This window comes from Mycobacterium sp. shizuoka-1, from assembly GCF_002723835.1.
GTDB lineage: Bacteria > Actinomycetota > Actinomycetes > Mycobacteriales > Mycobacteriaceae > Mycobacterium.
In genome coordinates this window covers 1-11,387 of the sequence record NZ_BEWG01000098.1, presented here as the reverse complement: position 1 = coordinate 11,387, position 11,387 = coordinate 1, and the positions used below count along the sequence as shown (strand labels likewise).

Sequence of the window (11,387 nt, the reverse complement as noted above, 5' to 3'; positions counted from 1 at the left end):
GGTCGACATCACCCCGGAACCCTCGCCCGACACTCCGGTGTCCGAGGTCGCCTGACGACCCCCGATCCACAGGATTTGACTATTCCTCGCTGCAGCGGCACATCCGGCTCAACCTGCTCACGACCGTGGCCCTGGTGGTGTTCTCGGCCACCGTGCTGGGCATCAGCCGCTGGGACAGCATGCTGCTGGACGCATCGTTTTTGCTGTTCTTCGGCTTCTCGTGGAGCATCCTGAGCGTCAGCCACCAGTTCTCGGTGCAGACCGCGTCGCCGGAGCGGATGCGCGGGTTGATGACGTCGTTCTACAACATGACCCTGCAGGGCTCGATGGCGCTGGGCAGCGTCGTATTCGGCATCATCGCCGAGAAGCAGGTGGTCAGCGTCGCCATTCTGATCGCGGGGATCCTGGCCACGACCGGGCTGCTGTTCGTCCGCCGCTACCCGGTGTCCGACGAGCCCGCCGAGACCTGATCAGTCGACCAGTTCGGACAGCTCCAGCCAGCGGTTCTCCTTCTCGGCCACCTCGGCCTCCAGCGCCCGCAGTTCCTGGGTCAGCCGGCCCAGGCCGACGTGGTCGGACTGGTCGTGCTCGGCGAGCTCGACATGTTTGGCGTTGACCCGGTCCGACAACTTCCCCAGCGCCCGGTCCAGGGCGGCGATTTCCTTTTCCACACTGCGCAATTCGGCACCCGACAGAGCCGGCGTGGCCGGGGCGGTGGCGGTCGCGGCTGACGAGCCGGCGGGCCTGCGGGCGGCGAGGCGCAGATACTCGTCGATACCGCCGGGCAGATGGCGCAGATGACCGTCGAGGATCGCGTACTGCTGGTCGGTGACCCGCTCAAGCAGATACCGGTCGTGGGATACCACGATCAGCGTGCCCGGCCAGGAGTCCAGTAGGTCCTCGGTGGCCGAGAGCATGTCGATGTCGACGTCGTTGGTCGGCTCGTCGAGCACCAGCACGTTGGGTTCGGCGAGCAGGGTCAACATCAGCTGCAGGCGCCTGCGCTGCCCACCGGAGAGCTCACCCACCCGCGACGACAGCTGTTCGCGGCGAAAACCCAAGCGCTCCAACAACTGTGTCGGGGTGACGTCCTTGCCGTCGACCTGATAGTCCGTCTTCAGCCGGCCGACGACCTCGCGGACCATGTCGCCGGCGATGTCGGCGAGCTGGCTGGACTGCTGATCGAGCATCGCGAGCTGAACCGTCTTGCCGCGCTTGACCCGGCCCGTGTCGGGGGCCAGCGTGCCCGCGATCAGGGCCAGCAGCGTCGACTTTCCTGCCCCGTTGGCGCCGACGATGCCGGTGCGCTCACCGGGGCCGATACGCCATTCCACGTCGCGCAGAACGGGTTTGCCGCCGAACGACACCGACACGTCGAGCAGGTCGATGACGTCCTTGCCCAGCCGGGCGGTAGCCAGTTTGGCCAGTTCGACGCCGTTGCGGATCGGCGGCACGTCCTCGATGAGCTGGTTGGCCGCGTCGATCCGGAACTTCGGCTTGGAGGTGCGCGCCGGCGCCCCGCGGCGCAGCCAGGCGAGTTCCTTGCGCATCAGGTTCTGCCGCTTGGCCTCGGCGGCGGCGGCGATGCGGTCGCGCTCCACGCGCTGCAGCACGTACGCGGCGTATCCGCCGTCGAAGGGCTCGACGATCCCGTCGTGCACCTCCCAGGTGGTGGTGGCGACCTCGTCGAGGAACCAGCGGTCGTGGGTGACCAGCAGCAGGCCACCGCCGGTGCGCGGCCAGCGCGACTTGAGATGCTCGGCCAGCCAGGTGATGCCTTCGATGTCGAGGTGGTTGGTCGGCTCGTCGAGCGCGATCACGTCCCAGTCACCGATCAGCAGCGCCGCCAGTTGGACCCGGCGGCGCTGGCCGCCGGAGAGCTGCGCCACCGGGGTCTGCCAGTCGATGTCGGCCACCAGCCCGGCGACCACGTCGCGGATCTGGGGGTTGCCGGCCCACTCGTGCTCGGGCAGGTCACCCACGAGCACTGTGCCCACGGTGCTCTGCGGTGCCATCGTGTCGGCCTGGTCCAACGCGGCGACCCGCACCCCGCCGCGGCGGGTGACCCGGCCGGAATCGGGGGACAGCCGGCCCGTGAGCATCCCCATCAGGCTGGATTTGCCGTCGCCGTTGCGCCCGACGATGCCGATGCGGTCACCCTCGTTGACGCCCACGGTCACCGATTCGAAGACCACCTGAGTCGGATATTCCAGATGCAGCGCTTCGGCGCCGAGCAGGTGTGCCACTGGCTAGACCCTAGTGGGCGGGAACCAAACCACCGGGACGCAGATCGGCCCTGTGCCATGATGTGCAGGCTGTCGGGGCCTCAAGCAGCAGCGACGTGGGACAGGGGAGCAGGCGTGGATCTCAACTTGTCGGCGGTCACCAGGCCTGTCGAGCGGCTGATGGCGACGGCCCAGAACGGGTTCGAGGTCTTGCGCTGGGGTGGCCTGGAGACCGGCGCGGTGCCGTCACCGTTCCAGATCGTCGAGAACAAGCCGATGTACAAGCTGCGGCGGTATTTCCCGCCGGACAGCAGGCCCGGTCAGCCGCAGGCCGGTCCGCCGGTGCTGATGGTCCACCCGATGATGATGTCGGCGAACATGTGGGACGTCACCCGCGAGGACGGCGCCGTCGGCATCCTGCACGAGGCGGGCATCGACCCGTGGGTGATCGACTTCGGGTCGCCCGACGAGGTCGAGGGCGGCATGGAGCGCAATCTGACCGACCACATCGTCGCGCTCAGCGAGGCCATCGACGCCGTCAAGGAGGCCACCGGCCAGAGCGTGCACCTGGCGGGCTACTCCCAGGGCGGCATGTTCTGCTATCAGACCGCGGCCTACCGGCGCACCCGCGACATCGCCAGCATCGTGGCGTTCGGGTCGCCGGTGGACACCTTGGCGGCGTTGCCTATGGGCATTCCGCCCAACCTCGGCGCGGTGGCCGCCGACTTCATGGCCGACCACGTCTTCAACCGCATCGACATCCCGGGGTGGCTGGCCCGCACCGGCTTTCAAATGCTGGATCCGCTCAAGACCGCCAAGGCCCGGCTGGACTTCCTGCGGCAGCTGCACGACCGCGATGCGCTGCTGCCGCGCGAGCAACAGCGTCGCTTCCTGGACTCCGAGGGCTGGATCGCCTGGTCCGGCCCGGCGGTGTCCGAACTGCTCAAGCAGTTCATCGCGCACAACCGGATGATGTCGGGCGGGTTCGCCATCAACGGCCAGCTGGTGACGTTGTCCGACATCACCTGCCCGGTCCTGGCCTTCGTCGGTGAGGTCGACGACATCGGCCAGCCGGCGTCGGTGCGCGGCATCAAACGCGCCGCACCCGGTGCCGACGTCTACGAGGTGATGATCCGGGCCGGCCATTTCGGCTTGGTCGTGGGCTCCAAGGCGGCCACCGCGACCTGGCCGACGGTTGCGGACTGGGTGCGCTGGCTGTCCGGGCTGGACTCCCGGCCGCCGACCATCGCGCCGATGCAGGACAACACCGCCGAGCCCGACGACTCCGGCGTCGCCCTGTCCGCCCGCCTGGTGCACGGTGTGGCCGAGGTGTCGGAGCTGGCGTTGTCGGTGGCGCGCGGCGCGGCCGACGCGGTGGTCAACGCCAACAAGTCGATGCGCACGCTGGCGGTCGAGACGGCCCGCACGCTGCCCCGGCTGACCCGGCTCGGCCAGATCAACGATCACACCCGCATCTCGCTGGGCCGGATCATCGACGAGCAGGCCGACGGTGCGCCGAACGGCGAGTTCCTGCTGTTCGACGGCCGGGTGCACACCTACGAGGCGGTGAACCGCCGGATCAACAACGTGGTCCGCGGTCTCATCGGGGTGGGCGTGCGGCAAGGCGTGCGGGTCGGCGTTCTGATGGACACCCGGCCGTCGGCGCTGGTGGCCATCGCCGCGCTGTCCCGGCTGGGTGCGGTGGCCGTGCTGATGCCGCCCGACGCCGACCTGGCCGAGGCGGTCCGCCTCGGTGGGGTGAGCGAGGTCATCACCGATCCCGGCAATCTCGAGGCCGCCCTGAAGCTGCCGGTGCAGGCGCTGGTTCTCGGCGGCGGTGAGAGCCGCGACCTCAACCTGCCCGAGGGCAGCAACGTGATCGACATGGAGAAGATCGACCCCGACGCGGTCGCCCTGCCGGGCTGGTACCGGCCCAACCCCGGCTTCGCCCGCGACCTGGCGTTCGTCGCCTTCAACACCGTCGGCGGTGGCCTGGCGCCCAAGCAGATCACCAACTATCGCTGGGCGCTGTCGGCGTTCGGCACCGCCTCGGCCGCCGCCCTGGGCCGCGGCGACACCGTCTACTGCCTGACCCCGCTGCACCATCAGTCGGGTCTGCTGGTCAGCCTCGGCGGTGCCGTCGTCGGCGGCGCGCGCATCGCGCTGTCGCGCGGGCTGCGCCCCGATCGGTTCCTGGCCGAGATCCGCCAATACGGCGTCACCGTGGTGTCCTACACGTGGACCATGCTCGGCGACGTCGTCGACGATCCGGATTTCCGGCTGCGCGGCAACCATCCGGTGCGGCTGTTCATCGGCTCAGGCATGCCGACCGGCCTGTGGCAGCGAACCGTCGACGCGTTCTCGCCGGCCAACATCGTGGAGTTCTTCGCCACCACCGACGGTCAGGCGGTGCTGGCCAACGTGTCCGGAGTCAAGGTGGGCAGCAAGGGCCGCCCGCTGCCCGGCGGCGGCCAGGTCGACCTGGCCGCCTACGACGCGATGGACGACGTGATCCTGGAGGACGACCGCGGATTCGTCGCGGTGGCCGAACCCAACCAGGTCGGGGTGCTGCTGGCCCGGCCGTGGGGGCCGATCGACCCGACCGCGTCCGTCAAGCGCGGCGTGTTCGCCCCCGGCGACACCTGGATCTCCACCGAGTACGTGTTCCGGCGCGACGCGGACGGCGACTTCTGGCTGTTGGGCAACCGCTCCCTGCTCATCCGCACGGCACGCGGGGTGGTGTTCCCCGAGCCGGTCACCGACGCGGTCAGCCGGATCGGGGCGGTCGACCTCGCCGCGACCTACGGCGTCGAGGTGCCGGGCGGGATGCTCGCGGTCACCGCCGTCACGTTGCGGCCGGGGATGACCGTCACCACCGCGGACCTGACCGACGCCTTCGCGGCGATGCCGGTCGGGCTCGCGCCCGACATCGTGCATGTGGTGGCCGAGATCCCGCTCAGCGCCACGTATCGGCCGACGGTGTCGGGATTGCGGGCTGAGGGTGTGCCCAAGGCGTCGCGTAACGCCTGGCATCTGGAGCCCGATACGGGGAAGTACAAGCGCTTCACGGCCGCGGCACGCGCCCAGCTCGGCGGTACCCCGAACTGAGCTTCTGCCCAGGTCGCGCAGCGCTGTTAGGCTCGCCGATAGTCCAAGGTGCCCACGCGTCGGAGGAATGCATGCCCACCCAGACCGTTTCACGTCACTGGCGTCGCGCCGTCCGCGGCACGGCGATCGGTGCCCTGACCGCTGGGCTGCTGGTCGGCGTGGGTTCCGCGCAGGCGCTGGCCGACCCGAGCGCCACGCCGGCCACCCCGACATCGGACAACGGTGTGCCGCAGTTCCAGAGCGCGGACCAGCTGCTGTTGTTCATCGATCAGGAATACGACCAGGGCGCCGGCGGCGGCCAGATGTCCAACCTGATCAAGCAGGTGATGAAGCTGCGGGCCCAGGGCATCAAGCCGTCGCGCACCAACATCGCCGAGATCCAGAACGCCCTGCAGTACCGGCCGAATCAGAAGCCGCTGATCCAGGCGCTGCAGAACACCCTGGGCTATCAGCAGAAGATCTTCGCGCAGATGCAGATCCTGCAGCAGGCCCAGCAGGCGCAGCAGAACAACGCGGTGATGGGTGCCGGGCAGATGCCCAGCGACGGTGCACCGACCATCGGGGGCAGCGCTCCGCTGCCTGCGGCGCCGACTCCCTAGCGCGCCGTGCTCGACGACAAACTCCTCGCGATCCTGGTGTGCCCGGCCGACCGCGGCCCGCTGGTGTTCGTCGACAACCGGCTGTACAACCCGCGACTGCACAAGGCCTACCGCATCGAGGACGGCATTCCGGTGCTGCTGGTCGACGAGGCCGTCGACGTCTCGCCCGCGGAGCATGAGCGCCTGATGGCGCTGTCGGGTTCCTGACCGGCCCAGCCGAACCGGCGTAGCGTCGCGACCATGGTCGACAACGTCGTCGCCACGGAGCTTCCCGGTGAACTCGCCAGGTGGGATCCGACGTTCACCCGGCTGGTCAGCGAGGCGGCCTGGCCGCTGATCCGGAGGTACTTTCGCGCAGAGGTGCGCGGTCTGGAACGGATCCCGCGCTCGGGTGCCGCCCTGCTGGTGTGCAACCACTCCGGCGGCATGCTGACCCCGGACGTCCCGGTTTTCGGTCCCGCCTTCTACGCCGAGTTCGGGTACCGACGACCGCTTTACACGCTGGCGCACTACGGGATCTTCCTGGCGCCGTGGGGGCCGATGCTGCCGCGGCTCGGCGTCGTCCATGCCAGCCCGCGGAACGCGACGGCGGCGTTGCGGTCCGGGGCGGTCGTGCTGGTGTTCCCAGGCGGCGACTTTGACGCCTATCGACCTACGTCACAGCGGAACGTCATCGACTTCGACGGCCGGACCGGCTATGCGCGCACCGCGATCGACACCGGCGTGCCGATCGTGCCGATGGTGTCCATCGGCGCGCAGGAAACCCAGTTCTTCCTCAGCCGAGGCACCGCGATCGCGGCCCGGCTGGGATTACCGCGGCTCCGGATGGACATATTGCCGATCACCGTCGGCCTGCCGTTCGGGCTGACCGTCCCGTTCCCGCCGAATCTGCCGCTGCCGTCGAAGATCGTGATGGAGGTCCTCGACCCGGTCGACCTCGCCATGTTCGGCAAGCACCCGCACGTCGACGAGGTCGACGGTCACGTACGCCGCGTCATGCAGCGGGCGCTGGACCGCCTCGCCGCCCGGCGGCGGTTCCCGGTCCTGGGGTGAGCAGTCAGGGGAGTCCGGGCAGCTCCCCGGTGAGATAGCGCTGCAGATTCGGCGCAATCGTCTCGGCGACGCGCTCCGGCGGCAACGATGCAAGCGGCTCCAAGCCGATGATGTAGCGCGCCAGCACCACTCCGATCAGTTGCGAGGCCACGAACTGGACCCGTAGTGGCCCGCTGCCCGGCGGGTTGTCGATCCGCGGCCCGATCTCGGCGGTGATGATCTCCTGCAGAAACGAGCGGACCAGACTGATGTCGGAGCCGGCCAGCAGCGACCGGATCGTGGCGACCAGCGCCGAGCCCATCTCCGAATCCCACAGTGGTAGCAGCACCGCGGGCAGCACCGAGCCGAGTTGCTCGACCGGGGTGTCGCGCAACGGCACCAGCACCGACATCGGATCGATCGGGATGTTGATCGCCGCGGTGAACAACTGCTGCTTGGTGCCGAAGTAGTGGTGCACCAACGCGGAGTCGACGCCGGCGGCCGCGGCGATCGCGCGGATCGAGGTCTTGTCGATGCCGTTGCGGGCGAACAGCTCCCGGGCGCTCGCCAGGATCCGGTCGCGGGTATCGGACGCCCCCGGCGGGCGGCCGGGCCGCTTGGCTGGTGGGGTGCTCACGGGGTCCGTCGCCGCAGCGTCGCCGCGGCCAGTGCCATGGCCGCGGCCGCGAAGGCCAGCACGACGACGATGTCCCGGACCGCGATGTCGGTCAGTGCGGTGTGGGTGTTGACCTCCTGGAGGGCCTCCAATGCGTAACTGGCCGGCATCGCGTTGCTGATCCATTCCAGCCACGTCGGCATCTGGTGGCGCGGCACGATGATCCCGGCCAGCAGCAGTTGCGGCACGATGACGACCGGCATGAACTGCACGGCCTGAAACTCGGTGCGCGCGAATGCACTTGCCAACAGGCCCAGCCCGACCCCCAGCACGGCGTTGATCACCGCGATCACGAACACCCACACCGGGCTGCCCTGGGTGTCGAAGCCCAGCAGCCAGAACGCCACCACGCAGGCCAGGATCGCCTGTGCGGCGGCCGCGACCGAGAAGGCGGTGCCGTAGGCGGCCAACAGGTCCAGGCGGCGCAGCGGGGTGGTCAGGATTCGCTCGAGGGTGCCCGACGACCGCTCGCGTTGCATGGTGATCGAGGTGATGAGGAACATCACGAACAGGGGGAACAACCCGAGCAGGATCAGGCAGGCGGTTTGGAAGGGCGACACCCTGCCGGGCTGCGACGGCACATCGTCGAACATGAAGTACATCAGCGTGATCACGGCGCTGGGCACCACGAGAATCATCGCCACGCTGCGGTGGTCGGCCCGCAATTGGCGCAGGATGCGGGTGGTGGTGGCCAGATAGGCGCGCGGACTCAGCGCGCTGACGGTGCGGTGCTGTGCGTGATGACGGACAGGAACGCTTCCTCCAGTGATGTGCATCCGGTGTCCTCTCGCAATCGGGCGGGGGTGGTGTGGGCCAGCAGCCGGCCCTCACGCATGAGCAGCAGGTCCTTGCAGTGATCGGCCTCGTCCATCACGTGGCTGGACACCAGCAAGGTGGTGCCGCGCCGGGCCAGCCGGTCGAATTGGGCCCAGAGGTCCACGCGCAGCACGGGGTCTAGGCCGACGGTCGGCTCGTCGAGCACCAGCAGGTCGGGCTGGCTGACCAGGGCGCAGGCCAGCGACACCCGGGTGCGCTGTCCGCCGGACAGATTGGCGCAGTACGCCCCGCTGTGATCGTGCAGGCCGACATCGGCGACCGCTCGGTCGGCCGCCTCCGGCGCGGCCCCGTAGAGCGCCGCGAAATAACGCACGTTGTCGATGACTCGCAGGTCGTTGTAGATGGTCGGATCCTGGGTGACGTAGCCGACGCGGTGGCGCAGCGCGGGGGAGCCGGCCGGATGACCCAGGACGGTGACCGTTCCGGATTCCACGATCTGGGTGCCGACGATGCTGCGGATCAGGGTCGTCTTGCCGCAGCCCGACGGCCCGAGTAGTCCGGTGATGGTGCCGCGCGCAATGGTGACGGTGAGGTCGTGCAGTGCAATCCGCTTACCGCGCACCACGGTGAGGTTTCTGACGTGGACGGCGGCATTGTCAGCACCCGACATAAATTCATCGCTCGATGAACTCATCACACGATGAATATTGCTCCCGGCCGCTCGGCACGTCAATCCCTGGGGCAGAATTTCCCTCAGTGAGCTCCCACCCGCTGGACACCGACCCGCTGACTGCGGCCCGCCTGCTGTTGGGCGGCGTGCTCAGCTGCCGGGGTGTCAGCGCGTTGATCGTCGAGGTCGAGGCGTACGGCGGTCCGCCGAACGGGCCGTGGCCGGATGCGGCGGCACATTCGTTTCGAGGGCCGGGCATCCGCAACGCGGTGATGTTCGGTCCGCCCGGTCGGCTCTATACCTATCGAAGCCACGGCATTCATGTGTGCGCCAACGTGGTGTGCGGCCCGGACGGCACGGCGGCGGCGGTGCTGATCCGGGCGGCGGCGATCGAATCGGGTGTAGCGGCGGCTCAGCAGCGTCGCGGCCCGCTGGTCCGGCCGGCCGCGCTGGCCCGCGGGCCCGGCAACCTGTGTTCGGCGCTGGGCATCGCGATGGACGACAACGGTGTCGACGTCTTCGACGCGAGCTCGGCGGTGACGGTTGCGCTCGGCGACGGCGCCGGCCCGCACAGCAGTGGGCCCCGGGTCGGGGTGTCGCAGGCCGCCGACCGGCCGTGGCGGTTCTGGCTGCCCGGACGCCCGGAGGTGTCGGCCTTCCGCCGCAGCCCACGCGCGCCGATCCCGGGCGCGAGCGACTGAGCGCAACCCATACGGGAAGATCAACGCATGGGCACGACGATTCTCGACGAGTTGGGCTGGCGTGAACTGATCGCGCAATCGACCGATATCGACGCGCTTGCGGCGGCAGCCGCGCAGCCGCCGATGACCGTCTATTGCGGATTCGACCCCACCGCGCCGAGCCTGCATGCGGGAAATCTGGTGCCGTTGCTCACACTTCGGCGATTCCAGCGGGCCGGGCATCGGCCGATCGTGTTGGCCGGCGGTGCGACGGGCATGATCGGTGATCCTCGTGACACCGGCGAGCGGACCATGAACACCACCGACACCGTCGCGCAGTGGGCCGAGCGGATCCGCGGCCAGCTGGAGCGGTTCGTCGACTTCGACGATTCCGCCAGCGGAGCGATCGTCGAGAACAACCTGAGCTGGACCTCGCAGCTCAGTGCGATCGATTTCCTGCGCGATGTCGGCAAGCATTTCTCGGTCAACGTGATGCTCGACCGTGACACCATCCGGCGCCGGCTCGAGGGCGACGGCATCTCCTACACCGAATTCAGCTACATGCTGCTGCAGGCCAACGACTATGTGGAGCTGCATCGCAGGTACGGCTGCGCGCTGCAGATCGGTGGCTCCGACCAGTGGGGCAACATCATCGCCGGGGTGCGACTGGTCCGCCAGACGCTGGGGGCGGCCGTGCACGCGCTGACTGTGCCGCTGGTCACCTCGGCGGACGGCACCAAGTTCGGCAAGTCCACCGGTGGCGGGAGTCTGTGGCTGGACCCCGAGATGACCAGCCCGTATGCCTGGTACCAGTACTTCGTCAACACCGCCGACGCCGATGTCATCCGCTATCTGCGCTGGTTCACCTTTCTGACGGCTGACGAACTCGCCGACCTACAGGAGGCCACCGCCTCACGTCCGCACGAACGCGCCGCTCAGCGCCGGCTGGCCCAGGAGCTGACCACTCTGGTGCACGGGCAGGCCGCAACCGATGCGGTGGAACACGCCTCGCAGGCGTTGTTCGGCCGGGGGGAGTTGTCGCGCCTGGACGAAGCCACCCTGGCCGCCGCATTACGGGAGACGTCGGTAGCTGAGCTGGGGCCGGGGAGCCCCGGCGGCATCGTCGATCTGTTGGTGGCCACCGGTCTGTCGGCGAGCAAGGGGGCCGCCAAGCGGACGATCGCCGAGGGTGGGGTGTCGGTGAACAACGAGAAGATCGACACCGAGGACTGGGTGGCACAACCGTCCCACTTCTTGCACGGCCGCTGGCTGGTGCTGCGCCGCGGGAAGCGGAATATCGCTGGGGTGCAGCGGGTTTGAGCCCTCGATGGCGGCAGGAAACGCCGATCTAGCAGGCGATTTGACTCCCTGTTAGCACTCACGTAACTTAATCCACGTCGCCGCGACGCGGGCCAGCCCGCAGAGCGCGACGGCAACTTCGAGGAATACTCCCGGACTCCGGGGTGTTCCAACTGTCCGCCCTACCGCACGCGGCGAAAGCCGCGGGGTGGTTTGCGCGGCCGGTGAAGCTGCCGGGTGTGTTGTTTGAGAACTCAATAGTGTGTTTGGTGGTTTTTGTTTGTTGTTTTTTTGCCATGCTCTGATACCCCCGTGTTGGGG

General features: G+C 68.7%; 11 protein-coding genes. 7 read left to right on the top strand and 4 right to left on the bottom strand.

What is annotated here, in order from left to right; translation table 11 throughout:
• Positions 1–470 (top strand): MFS transporter (locus MSZK_RS25160; protein ID WP_142390004.1); only part of this gene is annotated, 470 nt, incomplete at its 5' end.
• Here MSZK_RS25160 and MSZK_RS25155 read toward each other — a convergent pair.
• A complete protein-coding gene (locus MSZK_RS25155) occupies positions 471–2,246 on the bottom strand; it encodes an ABC-F family ATP-binding cassette domain-containing protein (protein WP_099251262.1) in 1,776 nt (591 codons plus the stop codon).
• A 114-nt stretch (positions 2,247–2,360) separates the two neighbouring features.
• On the opposite strand from MSZK_RS25155, the gene MSZK_RS25150 reads away from it, so the two are divergent.
• The 4 genes from MSZK_RS25150 (at position 2,361) to MSZK_RS25135 (ending at position 6,985) form a co-directional block, all read left to right on the top strand.
• On the top strand, positions 2,361–5,333 hold the full coding sequence (locus MSZK_RS25150) for an acyl-CoA synthetase (RefSeq protein WP_255414254.1): 2,973 nt from the start codon (positions 2,361–2,363) through the stop codon (positions 5,331–5,333).
• Positions 5,334–5,404: 71 nt separating this feature from the next.
• Positions 5,405–5,932, top strand: a complete 528-nt coding sequence (locus MSZK_RS25145; protein WP_099251261.1) for a hypothetical protein — start codon at positions 5,405–5,407, stop codon at positions 5,930–5,932.
• A gap of 6 nt (positions 5,933–5,938) precedes the next feature.
• The gene (locus MSZK_RS25140) at positions 5,939–6,139 is read left to right on the top strand and encodes a Trm112 family protein (protein ID WP_099251260.1); all 201 of its coding nucleotides are present in this window, start codon (positions 5,939–5,941) and stop codon (positions 6,137–6,139) included.
• Positions 6,140–6,172: 33 nt separating this feature from the next.
• Positions 6,173–6,985: a lysophospholipid acyltransferase family protein gene (locus tag MSZK_RS25135; protein ID WP_099251259.1), complete on the top strand. Its 813-nt coding sequence runs from the start codon at positions 6,173–6,175 to the stop codon at positions 6,983–6,985.
• Positions 6,986–6,989: 4 nt separating this feature from the next.
• Here the strand turns inward: MSZK_RS25135 and MSZK_RS25130 are convergent, their stop codons facing one another.
• From MSZK_RS25130 to MSZK_RS25120, 3 genes are read right to left on the bottom strand one after another with little or no spacing between them, the layout of a single operon-like run.
• Positions 6,990–7,601 carry a TetR family transcriptional regulator gene (locus tag MSZK_RS25130; RefSeq protein WP_099251258.1) on the bottom strand — a complete coding sequence of 204 codons (612 nt, stop codon included), beginning with the start codon at positions 7,599–7,601 and terminating at the stop codon, positions 6,990–6,992.
• On the bottom strand, positions 7,598–8,416 hold the full coding sequence (locus MSZK_RS25125; RefSeq protein ID WP_199203482.1) for an ABC transporter permease: 819 nt from the start codon (positions 8,414–8,416) through the stop codon (positions 7,598–7,600). Before MSZK_RS25125 ends, MSZK_RS25130 begins: the two co-directional genes overlap by 4 nt.
• Positions 8,350–9,114, bottom strand: a complete 765-nt coding sequence (locus MSZK_RS25120) for an ABC transporter ATP-binding protein (RefSeq protein ID WP_099251257.1) — start codon at positions 9,112–9,114, stop codon at positions 8,350–8,352. The genes MSZK_RS25125 and MSZK_RS25120 overlap by 67 nt, the downstream gene beginning before the upstream one ends.
• A 59-nt stretch (positions 9,115–9,173) precedes the next feature.
• Between MSZK_RS25120 and MSZK_RS25115 the strand changes: the two genes are divergently transcribed.
• Positions 9,174–9,788: a DNA-3-methyladenine glycosylase gene (locus tag MSZK_RS25115; RefSeq protein WP_233211507.1), complete on the top strand. Its 615-nt coding sequence runs from the start codon at positions 9,174–9,176 to the stop codon at positions 9,786–9,788.
• Between the two features lie 27 nt (positions 9,789–9,815).
• A complete protein-coding gene (gene tyrS, locus MSZK_RS25110; RefSeq protein WP_099251256.1) occupies positions 9,816–11,087 on the top strand; it encodes a tyrosine--tRNA ligase in 1,272 nt (423 codons plus the stop codon).
• Positions 11,088–11,387 lie beyond the last annotated feature (300 nt).

Coding starts and splice junctions, on each gene's coding strand:
- tyrS (WP_099251256.1), top strand. CDS start 9,816: ATGGGCACGACGATTCTCGACGAGTTGGGCTGGCGTGAACTGATCGCG.
- MSZK_RS25125 (WP_199203482.1), bottom strand. CDS start 8,416: ATGCACATCACTGGAGGAAGCGTTCCTGTCCGTCATCACGCACAGCAC.
- MSZK_RS25145 (WP_099251261.1), top strand. CDS start 5,405: ATGCCCACCCAGACCGTTTCACGTCACTGGCGTCGCGCCGTCCGCGGC.
- MSZK_RS25135 (WP_099251259.1), top strand. CDS start 6,173: ATGGTCGACAACGTCGTCGCCACGGAGCTTCCCGGTGAACTCGCCAGG.